The organism is Wohlfahrtiimonas sp. XWW7 (assembly GCF_056716055.1).
Genome location: NZ_CP168032.1, coordinates 1,496,441 through 1,513,773 on the forward strand (window position 1 = coordinate 1,496,441; position 17,333 = coordinate 1,513,773).

At 37.3% G+C, this 17,333-nt stretch carries 17 protein-coding genes; 15 read left to right on the forward strand and 2 right to left on the reverse strand.

What is annotated here, in order from left to right:
• The 4 genes from ACA100_RS07230 (at window position 1) to ACA100_RS07245 (ending at window position 3,435) form a co-directional block, all read left to right on the forward strand.
• Window positions 1–1,290, forward strand: a complete 1,290-nt coding sequence (locus tag ACA100_RS07230) for an McrC family protein (RefSeq protein ID WP_481077037.1) — start codon at window positions 1–3, stop codon at window positions 1,288–1,290.
• Window positions 1,287–1,721, forward strand: a complete 435-nt coding sequence (locus tag ACA100_RS07235) for a hypothetical protein (protein WP_481077038.1) — start codon at window positions 1,287–1,289, stop codon at window positions 1,719–1,721. The genes ACA100_RS07230 and ACA100_RS07235 overlap by 4 nt, the downstream gene beginning before the upstream one ends.
• A 77-nt stretch (window positions 1,722–1,798) precedes the next feature.
• Window positions 1,799–2,815 (forward strand): nucleoid-associated protein, encoded by a 1,017-nt coding sequence (locus ACA100_RS07240; protein ID WP_481077039.1) that lies wholly within the window; start codon window positions 1,799–1,801, stop codon window positions 2,813–2,815.
• 110 nt (window positions 2,816–2,925) lie between these two features.
• On the forward strand, window positions 2,926–3,435 hold the full coding sequence (locus ACA100_RS07245; protein ID WP_481077040.1) for a hypothetical protein: 510 nt from the start codon (window positions 2,926–2,928) through the stop codon (window positions 3,433–3,435).
• On the opposite strand, the gene ACA100_RS07250 is transcribed toward ACA100_RS07245, so the two are convergent.
• On the reverse strand, window positions 3,432–3,950 hold the full coding sequence (locus tag ACA100_RS07250; RefSeq protein ID WP_481077041.1) for a TetR/AcrR family transcriptional regulator: 519 nt from the start codon (window positions 3,948–3,950) through the stop codon (window positions 3,432–3,434). The two genes, ACA100_RS07245 and ACA100_RS07250, sit on opposite strands and share 4 nt — an antisense overlap.
• Before the next feature lie 25 nt (window positions 3,951–3,975).
• Window positions 3,976–4,317: a DMT family transporter gene (locus ACA100_RS07255; RefSeq protein WP_481077042.1), complete on the reverse strand. Its 342-nt coding sequence runs from the start codon at window positions 4,315–4,317 to the stop codon at window positions 3,976–3,978.
• Window positions 4,318–4,659: 342 nt separating this feature from the next.
• On the opposite strand from ACA100_RS07255, the gene ACA100_RS07260 reads away from it, so the two are divergent.
• The 11 genes from ACA100_RS07260 (at window position 4,660) to ACA100_RS07310 (ending at window position 17,258) form a co-directional block, all read left to right on the forward strand.
• Window positions 4,660–5,793: a M20 family metallopeptidase gene (locus ACA100_RS07260; protein ID WP_481077043.1), complete on the forward strand. Its 1,134-nt coding sequence runs from the start codon at window positions 4,660–4,662 to the stop codon at window positions 5,791–5,793.
• A 9-nt stretch (window positions 5,794–5,802) separates the two neighbouring features.
• Window positions 5,803–7,206, forward strand: a complete 1,404-nt coding sequence (locus ACA100_RS07265) for a YfcC family protein (RefSeq protein WP_481077044.1) — start codon at window positions 5,803–5,805, stop codon at window positions 7,204–7,206.
• 176 nt (window positions 7,207–7,382) lie between these two features.
• The gene (locus tag ACA100_RS07270; protein WP_481077045.1) at window positions 7,383–8,084 is read left to right on the forward strand and encodes a FadR/GntR family transcriptional regulator; all 702 of its coding nucleotides are present in this window, start codon (window positions 7,383–7,385) and stop codon (window positions 8,082–8,084) included.
• A gap of 202 nt (window positions 8,085–8,286) precedes the next feature.
• Entirely contained in the window at window positions 8,287–9,309 is a 1,023-nt protein-coding gene (locus ACA100_RS07275) for a TAXI family TRAP transporter solute-binding subunit (protein ID WP_481077046.1), read from the forward strand.
• Window positions 9,293–9,787 carry a DUF1850 domain-containing protein gene (locus ACA100_RS07280; RefSeq protein ID WP_481077047.1) on the forward strand — a complete coding sequence of 165 codons (495 nt, stop codon included), beginning with the start codon at window positions 9,293–9,295 and terminating at the stop codon, window positions 9,785–9,787. The genes ACA100_RS07275 and ACA100_RS07280 overlap by 17 nt, the downstream gene beginning before the upstream one ends.
• Window positions 9,762–11,747: a TRAP transporter permease gene (locus ACA100_RS07285; RefSeq protein WP_481077048.1), complete on the forward strand. Its 1,986-nt coding sequence runs from the start codon at window positions 9,762–9,764 to the stop codon at window positions 11,745–11,747. The genes ACA100_RS07280 and ACA100_RS07285 overlap by 26 nt, the downstream gene beginning before the upstream one ends.
• Window positions 11,748–11,928: 181 nt before the next feature.
• The gene (locus tag ACA100_RS07290) at window positions 11,929–12,912 is read left to right on the forward strand and encodes a tripartite tricarboxylate transporter substrate-binding protein (protein ID WP_481077049.1); all 984 of its coding nucleotides are present in this window, start codon (window positions 11,929–11,931) and stop codon (window positions 12,910–12,912) included.
• A 291-nt stretch (window positions 12,913–13,203) separates the two neighbouring features.
• Window positions 13,204–14,187, forward strand: a complete 984-nt coding sequence (locus ACA100_RS07295) for a Bug family tripartite tricarboxylate transporter substrate binding protein (RefSeq protein ID WP_481077050.1) — start codon at window positions 13,204–13,206, stop codon at window positions 14,185–14,187.
• Window positions 14,188–14,260: 73 nt separating this feature from the next.
• Window positions 14,261–14,704 (forward strand): tripartite tricarboxylate transporter TctB family protein, encoded by a 444-nt coding sequence (locus ACA100_RS07300; RefSeq protein WP_481077051.1) that lies wholly within the window; start codon window positions 14,261–14,263, stop codon window positions 14,702–14,704.
• 9 nt (window positions 14,705–14,713) lie between these two features.
• Window positions 14,714–16,225, forward strand: a complete 1,512-nt coding sequence (locus ACA100_RS07305; protein ID WP_481077052.1) for a tripartite tricarboxylate transporter permease — start codon at window positions 14,714–14,716, stop codon at window positions 16,223–16,225.
• A gap of 4 nt (window positions 16,226–16,229) precedes the next feature.
• On the forward strand, window positions 16,230–17,258 hold the full coding sequence (locus ACA100_RS07310; RefSeq protein WP_481077053.1) for an AbrB family transcriptional regulator: 1,029 nt from the start codon (window positions 16,230–16,232) through the stop codon (window positions 17,256–17,258).
• Window positions 17,259–17,333: the final 75 nt, after the last annotated feature.

The window sequence follows — 17,333 nt, forward strand, 5'->3', positions numbered from 1 at the left end:
ATGGAAGTTATTCAAGTTAGAGAATATGCGGTTTTGACTCAATTATCAGTGGATGCTGATAACTTGGATCAAGCGCATATTTCGCATAAAACATTTAAGTTTTTAGCGGAATTGATTAAGCACAAAAAATTAGATGCAACTTTAGGCTTTGATCATATTAAATTAGGTAGCCAAGTTGGCTATTTGGAAACGCCAGATATTGGTTTGGAAATTTTGCCAAAAACGGCTTTGCATACTCAAGATGATGAAAAAGATCGCTTGCGTGAGCTTTTACAGAAAATGGTGAGCGTAGTTCTTCAAGTTAATCCTAAAGAGATGCATAGCGCACATCTAACACGTAATAACTTACCTTTGCATGAGTGGATTTATCAGCAGTTTTTAAATGAGCTGAAAATATTATTTAAAGAAGATTTAAAGCGTGATTATCAGCGAGTTAATCGCACAGAAAAATTCATGCGTGGGCGATTGGATATTAACCAAGTGATGCGGCAAAAGGCAGGGCAAGCGCACTTATTTCCAATTCGTTATGATGAGTTTAATTTTAATCGGTTAGAAAACCGTTTGATCAAAACAGCCTTGAGTTATTTGTTTAAAAACACAAAAAATGCTGATAATTGGCGTGTTGCTAATGAACTGATGCAACGATTATCAGATTTGGAAATTGTGCATCATGCCCATGTGCAATTGAAGCATTGGCAAGATAGTAAGTTGATGAAAGGTTATCGTGCCATATTGCCTTGGTGTACTTTGATTTTAGAAAAAATGAATCCTGATTTTCAGCAGGGACAATATCAAGGTATTGCATTATTGTTTCCAATGGAAAAGCTTTTTGAGGCTTATGTTGGGCATTATTTACAGCAAAATCACATTGATTATCATGTTAAGACTCAAGAGCAAAGTTATCATTTGGTGAAACATCAAGGTCAAAATTTATTCCAATTGAAGCCTGATTTTGTATTGCGTCATAAAGAATCTGAATATGTGATCATTGCCGATACTAAATGGAAAATGTTGGATCAAAATGCGGGTAATAGCTCTGAAAAATATGGCATCAGTCAGGCGGATTTATATCAAATGTTGGCTTATGGCTATAAATATCAACAAAATCAAGAAAATTGCACAAATATGATTTTAATTTATCCTTATCATGATCAATTTACGACAACATTACCTATATTTGAGTTTCATGCGGAGTATCTCAAGCTTTATGTTGTGCCATTTAAATTATGGGATTGTGAAAAAGGAAAAAAAGGGCTTCAGTCTTTACCAGTAGAGGTGGTTTTAATATGAATAAAGTAAAAACAAACTATAAACAGTGCACAATTGCAACATTGAGTTTATGGGCGATTTATTTATTGGTTATTGCTATTGGAATGTCTATTAGTGAATATATTGAGGCGCAAGATTATCATCGAGCAGTAGATCTTATTCATATGAATTGGATTAGCAATTTAGCCAGTTTAAGTATCCCTTTGATACCACCTTTAATTGTATTTTTTGTACTGATTCGCCAAAGATTTTTACAAAAAATAATTGTATTAGCCACAAGTATAGTTTTTATTTTGACTTATAATATTCAGCATTATATTTGGAGAATAGAAGATCCTATTCCGAATGATAATATTATTGTAATGATGACTATTCTGAGTATGGTTTTATTTTTATTAATTTCACTGTATTCATGGATTGCTTTGAAAGTTATTAAGTATAAAAGTAAATAATTTATTTAATTCAATGAATTAGTTGGGATTTTTTTAAATTTATTTTAGATATGTCTTTAGGTTAGTTGGAAAACAAAATGTTAAACATCAGTTCAGCAACAATAGAAAAAATCATCATTCATCAAGTTGGGAATATTGGGCGCGAGGAAGAGTGCGTATTTTCAGAAGCAAGTGTGAAGCCAAGTGCATCGCTAGAAGCGCTATTATTAGAACATTATTTATTGCCATTATCAGAGCTTGAAGATGCTTATGAGTTTAAAGCAGGCGATTTAACGGATGTCATAGCGGGTTATGCAAAAGAAATTTTTACAGCGGATGCAGATTTTCATGATGCTTCCATAAAAATTGCAGGGCACTTGCATAGCGTGACAAATCACCCAAATATTATGGGGGGCGATTTTATTATTATCTTGTTTGATAACATCTTTATGAACTCTAAGGAAACCAAGGCGCTTGGGCTATTTAAAGTTGAATCGAAAGATGATTATCTCGATATTTATGATAATAACGGTACTTTGGAATTCATTGAAAAAGAAGGAATTTCTTTAAGAGATATTCAAAAAGGCGCTTTGATTTTGGCGAGTGATGAATCTGTTTTAGCGATTGATAGCCAAAAAAGACGCACAAAATATTGGCATGATGATTTCTTGAGTTTAAAGCCAAAGCAAACAGAACATGCAGAACTCAAAGCAAGTAATGATATTTTGCGTGGCTTGAATAAGCGCATCGCAACGCCAGAGCAACGTTTGGAGTTTAATAAAAGCTTAGAAAGCCATTTAGAAGAGCATGATGATATTCGCTTTAAAGATCTTGAAAACTTCTCGAAGCCTTATGTGGAAGAGCAAGAGATCAATCGTGTGTTTAATGCGGTGCAAAATAAAGCAGGCTTTGCGATTGATCGTGAGATCAGCGTGCCAAGTCATCAATTTCGTGAGCAATCCAAAAATACGATGCAAAAGGCAAGCATTGCAGAAGGCATTGATCTTGTGATCCGCAGTAAAGATACTTACATTGATCAAATTGAAATCGTGGAAGATGGACAAGGCTTTACTGCGATCATTAAGTTTGATGTTTATGAGCCTGAGGAATCATAAGGAAATTCTCAAAAACTCATAAAGTTGTTTTCTTCAACTATTTTGCTATAGTTCTACTATGCTTATAAATATTGTTATTTTTTCAAATAGTTATATTGCAGGTGAATACTATGCCATTTAGAATTGATCGTATTATCGTCACAACCATTGCACTGATTCTATTTTTATTGCCATTCATGTCGTATGGTGATTGGTTATTGAACATTGCTTGCGTAGTTGTATTGATGGTTTATGCCGTTTGGCAAGTGGTGATGATTGTATTGTTAATGGGAACGAAATATCAAAAGCGTTTGAAATATCATCAGTTGAATTTAATTTATGCTGTTGTCATTTTTTCGGCAGCATTAATTCCGACCAAGTTAATTCCTTTTTATATTCAGCAACAAGTGGATCAATTCATCGTTGTAGTGAATAGCTTTAAGGAAAAAAATGGCTATTTTCCAACAGTGGTGGACATTAGTGAAGATTATGAAAAAGTCCAGACCAATGTGCCACAATTCATTTATCAGCGTGAAGGGCGGGATCTAGCCAGTTTAGAGTTTCCAGAACCAGGAATGGCAGTAGATTCTTTAATTTATGATTTTTCGAGCCAGCATTGGCTATGTTCTGGCAACTGCTAACTCGGATAGGTTTGTTGGATCATTTGATCAATCAATGCTGCATTTTCAAAAGGTGTGAGCGTACTGAGATTATGATTAAACCAAAGGCCATCAGCAGCTAAACGAATCATTGCTAATGATTGTGCGCTATCTGTCTTACTGTGTTTGGATTGTTGCTGAGTGAGCCATTGATTCCAAGCAAGGCTTAACTTTTCATCATTGATCAATGCGATGTATAGCGCGGAAAGCTTGGAGTTGACGCCAGTTTCAGTATCTAATAGCACTGTGTTGAGATATGCACGAGTGAATCGACCATGATCAATGGTATCTTGTTGAATAAATTCATTTATTTTAGCTTCAAAACGCTCTATGATTGCTTGATAAACGCCTGAAATTAAGGCTTGTTTATTAGGAAAGTGATGCAGTAATCCACCTTTAGAAACCTTGGCATGATCTGCCACGGATTGTAACGTAAAGCCTTGAATGCCTTCAGAGAGCAAAATTGTAATAGCACTTTGGATCAGTGCTGTTTTCATGTCTATTGTCTGTTTCGTCATAGCATTAGTGGGAAAGAGAAGTGGAAAATAGATTCATAACAATGACACCGCTCATGATCAAGCCAATGCCGATAATTGCTGGGGAATCCAAGTATTGTTTAAATGCCACTATACCAATCACGGCTGTGAGTGCAACGCCAACGCCGCCCCAAATTGCATATGCGATGCCAATCGGAATCGTTTTTGCCACTTGTGCTAATAGGTAAAATGAAATGATATAGCAGATGATGGTGATAGAGCTGGGGATCAGCTTTGTAAACCCTTGCGATTTCACTAAAAATGCTGTGCCAGCTACTTCTGTCACAATAGCGATGGCTAGCAAACCATAAGCCAATAATAGATTCATAGATCTCCTTAGATGAATAATAAAAACCGTCCAGATGGTCTTTTTTATTGTGATACATGGTTAAAATGTAGTCAATGTCTAGTTTTTCAATATTGTTCTAAAAATTAGGACTTATTAAAAAATAAAATCATATAGATATGATAATGATAGGAAAAATCAGGCGTTGAGGGTGAGTTTAATATGTAATCTGATTAGTGAAAATGTAGTTGTCTAATTTTTACACTTGCATTATCGACGTCGTAACATAGGATAAAACTTTCCGCCAAAATGAATATGTTATGGCTAATGACGTTGGGTGCGGATTTTGGGAGAAGTAATTGTTAGGTTAAGGGGATAGTGAGGATGGAAAATTTTATTAATTCACAGCAAGATCAAATGATCGATTTATTGAAAGAACTTGTGAACATTGATAGTGGATCATATGACAAAGCGGGCGTGGATCAGGTTGCGGATGTGTTAATTCAGCGTTATAAAGCGCTGGGATTTACCGTAGAAGTATTTCCGAATGAAACATTGGGCAATAATTATCGTTTAGTACATCAAGAGGCGACGAATCCTCAGGTATTCATCGCAGCGCATTTAGATACTGTGTTTCCAAAAGGTACAGTGGCAGAGCGACCATTTAGCATCGAAGGTGATCGTGCATATGGCCCAGGTGTGATCGATATGAAAGCAAGTCATGTTTTGACATATTATGCGATTAAAGCACTATACGAAGCGGGCAATGATGCTTATAAAAATGTTGAAATTTTATTGAACTGTGATGAAGAGATTGGTTCTCATTCATCCCGAGGATTAATCGAGCAGTTTGCAAAAGGTAAATCTTACGCTTTGGTGATGGAGCCTGCGCGAGCGAATGGTTCAATTGTGAGTGCGCGTCGTGGCGTTGGTACTTATGAGTTAATCATTGAAGGTAAGGCTTCACATTCTGGTATTGCACCGAAAGATGGCATTAGTGCGATTCAAGAGTTGTCTTATAAGATTCAAGCATTGCATGCATTATCTCGTCATGATGACGGCTTGTCCGTGAATGTTGGGTTGATTTCAGGTGGCACATCTGTCAATACCGTTGCACCAAATGCGCGTGCAGAAATCGATGTGCGCATCACAACAGATGAGCAGGGAATTGAAATTGATCGTTTAGTGAGAGAAGTGTGTAGTCAGCCTGTTTTGGATGGTATTAAGATTTCATTAACGGGAGGTATTAATCGCCCACCTATGATGAAAACTGCGGAAAGTAGTGTGCTTGTGGAGATTGTAAAGGCAGAAGCACAGGCAATGGGTTTATCAGTGGATGATATTTTCACAGGCGGTGGTTCCGATGCTTCCTTTACAGCAGGCGTTGGAACGCCAAGCGTGGATGGTTTAGGTCCTGTGGGTGGTTTTCAACACAGCGATAAAGAGTACCTTGAATTACCAACATTAACAGAAAGAACAGTGCTGTTTGCAAACGTCATCAAGCGTTTGTCAGCATAAGGAGGTACTATGGAGAATAAGAAAAAAATTCAATGGGCAATGCCAGATGCCTTTATCATTATCTTTGGCATCGTGATTTTAGCGGCGATTGCTACATATTTGATCCCAGCGGGTTCTTATGAACGCGAAGCCATTAATGGCATTAATCGTGTGGTTCCAGGTAGTTATCATGAAGTTGCATCCAATCCCGCATCATTAATGGATGTGTTTTATGCCATTCCAACAGGATTGAAACAATCAGCGAGCATTATCTTTTTGATCTTTATGATTGGTGGTGCAATTGCTATTTATGATCGCACTCGTTCGATTGATGCTGGTATCAATGCTTTGATTGTGAAAACGAAGGGGAATTACAAAGTTCTCATCATTACGGTGGCTTTCATTTTTGGTATGTTGTCCTCTTTGGGATTGGCGGCGAATGCTGTCATTGCATTTATTCCAATCGGAATTGCATTATCCCGTTCCATGAAGCTTGATGCCATCACAGGTGTTGCGGTTGTTTACCTTGGTTATTATGCTGGTAATGCGGTTGGGATTTTGGATCCTACGATTTTAGGTACAGCGCAAACATTGGCAGAAGTTCCATTATTTTCAGGCGTTGTATTTAGAATTGTGTTGTTTGCTGTGTTGATTGTTGCAACGATCACTTATATCGTTTGGTATGCAAAGCGCATTGCAAATAACCCTGAAAAGAGTTACATGGCTGGTATGGAAAGTGATGATCCTGACGAAGATGATAGCGTGCATGAAGTGGATGGCACATTCACGTTAAAGCAAAAATTGAGTCTATTAGTATTCATCGGATTCATTGGCGTGTTTTTATATGGTGCATTTAAGTTTAAATGGGGCGTTGATCATTTATCTGCAATTTTCATTATGATGAGTATTGTCGTTGCAGCGATGTTCAAAATTTCACCGAATGCTTACATTAAAACCTTCATGAAAGGTGCGCAGTCTTTGGTTTATGGTGCATTGGTTGTTGGTATTGCGCGTGCGGTTATTGTGATCTTAGATCAAGGCCGAGTATTGGATTCAATTGTTCAAGCAACATTGGTGCCATTACAGCAAACTTCTCATTATTGGGGTGCACAGTTATTATATTTATTTAACTTGTTATTTAATTTGTTGGTAACGTCGGGCACAGGTCAAGCATCCATCATCATGCCAATCATGGTACCAATTTTGGATATTTTAGATTTAACGCGTCAAACAGGTGTATTGATCTTAAAATTAGGCGATGGCTTCACGAATATCATTACGCCTACATCAGGTGTTTTAATGGCCGTATTGGCTGTTGGTAAAGTACCGTGGACGCGTTGGGTGAAATTTGTATTCCCAATTCTATTGATTTGGATTGTCATCGGTATGGTAGCAATTTGGATTGCAACAGCGATGAATTATGGTCCAGTATAATGTGATATTAAAATATTAAGATCTGTGACAAGCCCTAGATGAATCGTCATCTAGGGCTTTTTGCTATTTGTATCTATCGCTTGAGTAATATTTAAAATTAGTGTTAGTATGAATTTACGGCTACAAAAAGCTTGATAACAATCAATAATAATATCAACGTAGTAGGAGGATGCATCATGAAACTTACATCTGTTAAACGTATACCTCATGAAGAAGTGATTGTGTACATTATGGAATCCATTGAATCGGGTGGTTTTTTGCCAGGTGAAACATTACCGACGGTAAAAGAGATTGCAGAGCGATTACATTATTCTGAAGCAGAAGTTGCGCATGCGGTTGATATTTTAAAAGAAGAGAATATTCTTTTAGGTGAAACACATGGCACATTGATATTGACAAGAAGTGATAAGGATCTGATTTTAGGTCGTGTTCGCAGTCGGATTTTGAATATTCACCCTGAAGATATTATTGATCTATTAGAGATTCGCGAAGGTTTAGAAACGCGCTCATTTGTCTTGGCGACGCAAAGGGTTACCAATCAGGATTTAAAATCGATAGAGGAAGCATTAGAAGCATTAGAAGCACGTGTGAAATTACAAAAAACGGCAGCGAAAGAGGATCTTCGTTTTCATTTAGAGCTAGTAAAAGCAAGTCATAACAGCATGATGATACAAATGGTTGAGATCATTTTTGAACGCTTTTTTGAAACATTGAATGAAACGCGGACAACCATTCGTAAGTTGGATAATGTGGATCAATTCATCGATGTGCATAGAGAGATTTACAATGCACTTGTGGCAAAAGATGCAGATTTAGGTGTTTCGTTAATGAAGCAGCATATTGAGCAAACCATCGCACTTTATCAAGATTTGAAATAAAATCTGATCAGCACCCAATGAATCATTGGGTGTTTTTTATGTAGATATTAATTGAATTATGTAGTTTACATAATTTTTTATTTGATTGAATTATATGAGTTTTTATAAATTCATGCTAAATATTTAGGGAAATATGATTGACGATCGAGTCAAAAACATATATCTAATAGCATTACTATAATATTTCGAAGGGGATCACACCATGATGAGTCGTAAAAAAGTTATCGCAGCAACGTTATTAACGATGTTTTTAGCAGCGTGTTCACAGGAAGCTGATAAGCCAGCGACAACAGCTTCTACAGATGCACCAAAAGCAACAGCTGAAGCACCTAAGGCAGATAATGCAGATCGTTTAGATACACGTTTTGTAACGATTGCAACAGGTGGTGCATCGGGGCCATATAACATCATTGCGACTACAATGGGCGAGATTTACTCAGAAAAATTTAAAGCAAACTCTAAAACACAAACAACGGGCGCATCAGTTGAAAATATTAACTTGCTCGACCAAGGTAAAGCAGAAATGGCATTTGTGATGAGTGATGCTTTAAACCAAGCGATCAATGGTGAAGCACCATTCCAAAAGAAAGTAGATTCAGTTAAGCAAGTTGCAGTGTTGTATCCAAACTTTGTTCAGATCGTGACATCACAAAAATCAGGCATTAAAACGCTGGAAGATTTGAAAGGTAAGCGTGTTGCTGTCGGTGATCAGAACTCTGGTGTAGAAGTGAATGCGCGTGCTTTATTGAAAGGTCATGGCATTACTTATGATGATTTGAGTGTAGATTACTTGGGTTACGCAGAGGCGGCAGATGCTCTTCGTGCAGGTCGTATTGATGCGGCATTCTTAACAAGCGGTTTACCAAATGCATCATTAATGGAGTTGGCACAAGGCTTTGATCTTCAATTGGTGACAATTAAGCCTGAAAATGTTGCAACAATCGCAAAAGATAAACCTTACTTCATGGCGATGGAAATTCCTGCAAACACTTATGGTAATGCAGAAGCAATTCCAACAGCGGTGATCATGAATGCTTTAGTTGTGAATAAGAATTTAAGTGATGCGGATGTTTATAAATTAACAAAAACATTCTTTGAAAACTTAGATCGCTTACAAAACTCTCATCAAGCAGTTAAAGATGTATCTTTAGAAAAAGCACAAGATGGTATGGTTGCACCGATTCATCCTGGTGCTCAAAAGTACTACGATGAGCAAAAAAAATAAAATAGCAGTGTATCTAACAGCAGCATGCTTGTTGCTGTTAGGTGTGTCATTTTATCCATGGTTCACAACCATAAACCTGAGAACTGAAAAGTTCTCTTGTGGTTTCAGGGAAGATATTTTTACATTGCAGTGGATTCACTCTGTCGAACGTGAAATTTGGCGAGAAACTTACAAAGCAGAGGATGATCATCTACTGCTGTTTCGATCTCAATTCAAAACATTTGGTGCAGGTACACCCTATAGCGTGCATTTGACGACTAAAGAAGGTTTTGTTGAATCTGATCCTAATTTAGAGATGCCACAAATTTATTGGATGATTTCCAGAAATGTTGAATCCACGATTATGACTGCGCAAGGCAGTATTCCAATTTACCAATATTTTGATGATTACTCTGAAATCACATTATCAACACAAAAGAATACCATTTGGACTTTTTTAAAGGATACTTGCTATGACAAGTTCACAGCCTCAAATTGATGATGGGCAAAAAATTCTCGAGAAATTTGATCGAGAATCTTTAGTTCGACATCCTTCTAATCGCAACATTACACTGTTTATCGCAGGGCTTGCGTTGTTTTATTCGTTGTACCATCTGGTGACAACGTATTATCCGATTCCTCAGCTACTTTATCGCGCAGCCCATGTTGCGATTGGTTTAGCACTGATTTTTTTAATTTATCCTACATATGCTTCACAAAATCGTACTAAGATTCCATTCTATGATTGGTTGTTAATGTGCTGTGCTTTTGCATCCTTTGGTTATCTCTGGATAGAGTATGATGCCATTATGAATACGCGTGGTGGTATTCCCAATAAGTTGGACATTGCTTTTGGTATTATGACTGTGATTTTAGTCATTGATGGCGCGCGCCGTGTCATGGGTTGGATATTACCGATTTTAGCATTAATCTTTTTGGTTTATCCTTTCATCAGTCATTATGACTTTATGCCGAATAGATTATTAACTCGTCCGTATGATTTGGGTGATATTTTCGGCCAGATGTATCTTAAAACAGAAGGTATTTATTCAACGGCCATTGGCGCTTCCGTATCCTTTATCTTCTTATTCATATTATTTGGTGCATTTTTGGCTAAATCGGGCATGGGACAATTGTTCAATGATTTAGCGTTAGCATTGGCAGGGCACAAGCAAGGTGGACCTGCGAAAGTAGCCGTCATTTCAAGTGGTTTTATGGGCAGTATCAATGGTTCTGCCGTAGGTAATGTTGTGGGTACAGGTGTATTCACGATCCCTATGATGAAGCGCGTTGGTTATAATGCCAACTTTGCGGGCGCAGTTGAGGCGAGTGCTTCTGTTGGTGGACAAATTCTTCCGCCAATTATGGGGGCAAGTGCTTTCATTATGGCAGAAACAACAGGTGTTAAATATAGTACGATCGCATTGGCGGCATTTTTCCCAGCATTACTCTATTATTTAGGTGTGATTGCACAAGTTCATTTTAGAGCAGGTAAAGATAATCTTAAAGGTATTCCAAAAGCTGATTTGCCACGAGTTAAAGAAGTTTTATTGGCGCGTGGACATCTACTCATTCCAATTTTTGCGTTGGTTTACTTTTTGTCGGAGTCCGTACCGATTAACTTTGCAGCATTTTATACAATTGTGATCAGCATCATCGTGAGTCAATTTAGAAAAGAGACTCGTATGAACTTCAAAGATGTTGTGGATGCATTGATTTCTGGTGCTAAACAATCATTGCCTGTAATGGCAGCGTGTGCGGTGGTTGGTATCATCATTGGTACAGTGAGTTTAACAGGGTTTGCAAGTGTTATGATCTCTATGATCACGAGCATTGGTAAAGATTCTTTATTCTTAACATTATTCTTGACTATGCTAGCTTCGATGGTTTTAGGCATGGGATTACCATCTATTCCTGCTTATATCATCACAGCAACGATGGCAGCACCTGCAATTGCAGGATTAGGTGTGCCTGTGTTAGTGGCGCATTTATTTGTATTTTATTTTGGTTTATTCGCCAATATTACACCGCCAGTTGCATTGGCATCTTTTGCGGGTGCTGGGATTGCAGGCGGTGATCCGATGAAAACTGGGTGGCAATCATTGAAACTTGCTTTAGCAGGATTCATCGTGCCATTCATGTTTGTTTATAATCCTGCGATGCTCTATATCGATACTACAGGGTTAACAAGTATGAATGTGACGGAATTTCCTGTACCGCCGATTTTGTCTATTATAATGATCTCATTCACATCAATTGTTGGTGTCATTAGTTTAGGTGCGGCCGTTGAAGGTTACTTTAAAACGAATATGAATATGATTGAGCGTTTGATACTGGCTGTGGGTGCTTTAATGCTGATCATCCCTGAATTGTATACAGATATTGGTGGTATGATCATTGTTGCCATTATTGCAGTGATGAATATTCAGAAATCAAAAAAATTAACTTTATCTAAATGATAGATGTTTGATCTTAAAGCCCTGTTGTTAAAATAGGGCTTTATTTTTTATGTTAGAATAACAAAGAGTTAAAGTAGTATTTATCGTGAATAATTAGGCGTTTAATGATAAAAAACAACCAATAGAAAGCGTAGTTGCTTGTATCACAGTATAAAAACAAAAGCACTACGAGGAGATTTTTATGAAAAGATTCATACAGTGCAGAATGATTACAATTATCACAATTTTTATATCATCTATGTTTCTTCAATTTGTACAGGCTGAGGCTAGGCGACCTGAATGTATTGTGCCTGCGAAAAGAGGTGGCGGTCTAGATATGACTTGTAAGCTCGTTCAGTCAAGTTTTGAAGAAACAGAATTAATTATGAGGCCTATTCGTTTGGTTTATATGCCAGGAAAGATTGGTGCAACAGCTTATGATTTCTTCACGACAGATAGAAACGATGATGTGAATACGGTGATAGCATTTTCAACAGGTACATTGCTCAGTATTGCGCAAGGCAAATATGGGCAGCATGATGAACATGATGTACGCTGGCTTGCTGCTATTGGGATTGATTATGGTGCATTATTTGTGAGAGCGGACTCACCTTTTAAAAACCTTAAGGATTTTGTGAAGACGATGAGGGAGAATCCTCAGTCTATCTTGATTGGCGTAGAAGGTGCAGAAGGTAATCAAGATTGGATGCAAGTGGCACTATTGAGTAAAAGTGGGCAATACGATGCCAAGAAAATTACATATCGTTCCTTTGAAGGTGGCGGTGACATTATAGAGAGTTTATTTCATAAGAAAATACAAGTTATGAGCTCTAGCTTATCGGAAATGATGCCCTATATGGATAGTGGAGATATTAGAGTTTTAGCGGTTTTCTCAGAGGAAGATATTGGTGAGCTCTATAATATTCCGACAGCAAAATCACAAGGTTATGATGTGGTTTGGCCCGTTGTGCGCGGTGTTTATGTGGGGCCAAATGTGACAGAGTCCGATTATCAGTGGTGGAAATCTAAGTTTGATGCATTATTAATCCATAAAGAATTTGATGGATTGCGTGCGCAATATGACATGTTGCCATTTGCGTTGACTGGTAATGAACTAGATCAATATATAGATGAGCAAGTACACTATTTACGCGGTCTTTCTGAGGAATTTGATTTAGTCAAATAATAGATACATTGCGGCTACAAAATTTATTTTTACTATATCTTTGCTCCTATTTTTTAAATGGGATTTATATATTTAACATGATTAAAATCAAATAATTAAGTTTAATATCAAAATTATTGAAACAATGTATGTAAATTTAGACACTGATCAATATAAATTTATATTTGTAGTTTTTTTGTTTATGTGCCAAATTGATCAAAGTCCATAGTTTAGGTGATAAATGTTGGATGTTTCTAATATTGATTAAGAATAAAGCATTAAAAGCAATAAATAAGGATTTGGAGGATATTAATGAAACAAAGATCTAAGATAAAACTTTTAGGTTTGGTATTAGCACTAACTGCATCTATGATGCAATTTGGGTCCGCTGAAGCAAAGCGTCCTGAATGTATCGCGCCAGCACAACCAGGTGGTGGTTTTGATTTAACATGTAAACTGATTCAAAGCGGATTTAAAGATACAGGTTTGATCACCAAACCTATTCGTGTGACTTATATGCCAGGCGGTGTTGGTGCTGTTGCTTATAATCGTATTATTGCCAATAGAAATAGTGATGCGAATGCGATTGTGGCATTTTCTACAGGATCTTTATTAAATATTGCACAAGGTAAGTTTGGAAAATACGATGAAAGTGATGTGAAATGGTTGGCCGCGATTGGTACTGATTATGGTGCTGTTTCAGTGAAATCTGATTCACCGATTAAAACATTGGAAGATTTAGTGACAGCTTTGAAGAAAGATCCTAAATCTGTTGTGATTGGTGCAGGTGGAAGCATTGGTGGTCAAGATTGGTTGCAAGTTGCACTGTTAGGTAAAGAGACGGGTTTCGATGTTAAAAATATGTCTTATGTTGCTTTAGAAGGTGGTGGCGAGATTGTAACAAATTTATTAGGCGGGCATATTGATGTAATGAGTTCAGGAATTGCGGAAATGGTACCTTATGTAGAAAGTGGTGACATGAGAGTCTTGGCAATTTTCTCAAATGAACGAATTGGCGGTGTATTGGAAAATATTCCGACAGCAAAAGAGCAGGGATACAATGTTTTATGGCCAGTGATCAGGGGCTTCTACATGGGGCCTAAAGTGAAGGATTCTGATTATGATTGGTGGAAAACAAAATTTGATGAATTGTTAGCTTCTAAGGATTTCCAAGTGTTGCGTACGCAACGTGACTTATTGCCATTTGCAATGACGGGTGATGAATTGGATAAATATGTTGATCAACAAGTGAAAGATTTGCGAGAAATCTCAAAAGAATTTGGCTTGATTCAATAATATCATTGAGTGAAATATGAGACGAAATGCACTGAAGGAATACTATCCTTCAGTGCTTAGTCGAGGGTGAAAAATGAGAATTGAACGTTTTTTTTCGATAGGCTTATTGATTGTATCGATGGGCATGTTTTATCTGGCGTTTTCATTTGATAGTGTTATTTCATATGATTCTGTTGGTTCCAAAGCATTTCCTATTTTAATTTCCAGCTTATTGATTTTATCACTCATTAGCATAGTAGTAAGACGCAATGATTATTACGAGTTAATGAAAGTAACGCCACCAGTAATTAAACGGATTATCGTGCTGTTAATCGCTTTTTTTGCGTATGCATACCTTTTTGAAATTGCGAGTTTTCCGTTGGCAAGCATGATGATGATTTTTGTGGTTGGCAAGGTATTTGGCGGCAAAACTATCCCATGTTTAATCACTGCATTTGTGATGAGTATAGGCGGATATCTGTTGTTTGATGTGTTATTGGATGTGCCATTGCCACTCGGGCCATTCCAATCAGAATAGGATTTGACTATGGAAACATTAGGTTTTTTATCGTTAGGATTAGAGGTTGCATTACAACCGACTAATCTTATGGTTGCGTTATTGGGCGCATTTATTGGAACAATTGTTGGATTATTGCCAGGTTTAGGCCCTGTTAATGGTGTAGCTTTATTAATGCCTTTCACGTATGCGATTGGTTTGCCTGCGGAAACTGCATTAATTTTATTGGTTGCTGTATATGTCGGTTGTGAATACGGAGGCAGAATTTCTGCAATTTTGATGAATATTCCAGGTGATGCAGCGGCTTTGATGACAACGCTGGATGGTTATCCTATGGCGAAGCAGGGTAAAGCAGGTATCGCATTATCTATTTCTGCGGTCAGTTCATTCTTTGGGAGTTTGTTGGCAACGATTGGTGTTGTGTTGTTTGCACCACTTTTGGCAAAGTGGGCAACCTCCTTTGGGCCCGCTGAATATTTTGCATTGATGATTTTTGCCATTACTTGTTTAACTGGACTTGTGACAGATAAGCCAATTAAAACTTTAATTGCAGCATTAATTGGTATCGCATTATCAATTCCAGGTGTAGATGGTGTCAGCGGTGTTTATCGTTATACATTTGATATTGTTGGATTATTTGATGGTATTCAATTTACGACAATTATCATCGGATTTTTCAGTATTAGTGAAATTTTATTAATGTTAGAGCAAGCGGCAGCAGGTACAAAAATTGCGACTCGAGGGCAGCGCATGTATTTTAATGTTAAAGAATTTTTGATTGCATTTCCTGTGATGATTAGAAGCGGTATTGTTGGATTTGTTGTGGGTGTATTACCTGGTGCGGGTGCAACCATTGCAAGTGCGATTACTTACACAAGTGAGAAGAAGCTAGCAGGTAATAAAGGTGATTTCGGTAATGGTGATATTCGTGGTGTTGCAGCACCTGAAGCTGCTAATAACGCCTCAGCCAATGGTTCATTGATCCCAATGTTAACACTGGGCATCCCAGGTTCAGGTACGACAGCTGTGATGATTGGTGCATTGACTTTGTATAATATTACACCAGGGCCGCAGTTATTTTCCCAAGAGCCTCAATTAGTTTGGGGATTAATTGTTTCGCTGTTCATTTGTAATATTATTTTATTGATTATGAATCTGCCACTGGTGGGATTTTTTGCAAAATTATTGAGTGTGCCAAATTATATTCTTGTGCCAGGCATTGCTTTGGTGAGTTTCACAGGCGTATATGCACTTTACAGTACGACTTTTGACCTGTTTTTAGTCATTTTATTTGGTATTTTTGGTTATTTCTTACGGAAATTCAATTACCCATTATCGGCTTTAATTTTAGGATATGTTTTAGGTGATATGATGGAGGCTAATTTAAGACGAGCATTATCCATATCCAACGGGGAAGTTGGTATTTTATGGAATAGCTCGATTTCTATCACATTATGGGTTTTATCTTTCTTTGTCATTTTATTGCCAATCTATAGAGCTTATAAAAGATACCTGATGAAGAAGGTGAGTGCTAAAGGATAAACACTTGGTTACTAGAAATTTACTGATTTCATTCACGGTTGCAATCATTGGGGGATATTTGGCAAGCCTGTTAAATATCCCTTTGCCTTGGACTTTAGGTGCATTGTTTACCTCCATTGTGTGGAATTTATGTACTCAACATTATGTGGTTTTGAAGCAAGGTCGTCGTATTGGTCAATTCATTATTGGTATCTCGTTAGGTTTATATTTTACTCGGGATATAGTTCATCTCATCTCTCAAGAGTGGTTTTTATTATCATTAGGAGTATTTGCATGCTTATTTGTTAGTTTAATGACTATTTTTATTAATGCTAAACAACATGCATCATTTGCGACCATTTATTTTACATATTTGCCAGGTGGCGCAAGCGAAATGGTGAATATGTCGAAAAAATTTGGCGCAGATCCCGCTTTTGTGGCTATTGGTCACACAGTTAGAATTGTTTTATTAGTATTCAGTGTGCCATTACTCGCAACTATTTGGTCTGATGTGAGCCGAGTGTCGGATGTTGCTTATGTTGAAAATCATTTATCCATTTTAGGCATGATTATAATTGGGATATGCAGTCTCATTGGCGTGTTAGGTTGGAAAAAGTTAAAACAGGCAAATCCTTGGATGATTGGTGCTTTGTTAGGTACAGCGCTGCCAACATATTTTATGGAGTTATCTATGAAAGTGCCTGTGTCATTCTTGGCATTTGCACAGGTTTTGCTGGCAATGGCATTGGCCGATCCTATTACAACGCAAACCGTTAAACAGGGTTTGAAATACATGAGAGGCATGATTCTATCATCCATGATGGGCATTGTGGCTTTGATTGTTGTGGCTTATGTAATTTCAGTGAGCTTTCATTTGGACTTTTTAACCATAGGTTTAGGGATGATGCCTGGGGGGATATCTGAAATGGGATTGACGGCTAAACAATTACATTTAAATGTCGCCATTGTGACAACCATGCAAACATTACGTTTATTAATGGTCATGGTGGTTGCACGGCCTGTATTTGTTTGGATTGAGTATTTTAGAAAATAAAGCAGGTTAATCGGAGATTATTATATAAACTATTACCTTAATGGATTTATCTTGCTAGAATTCATATGAAAGCAT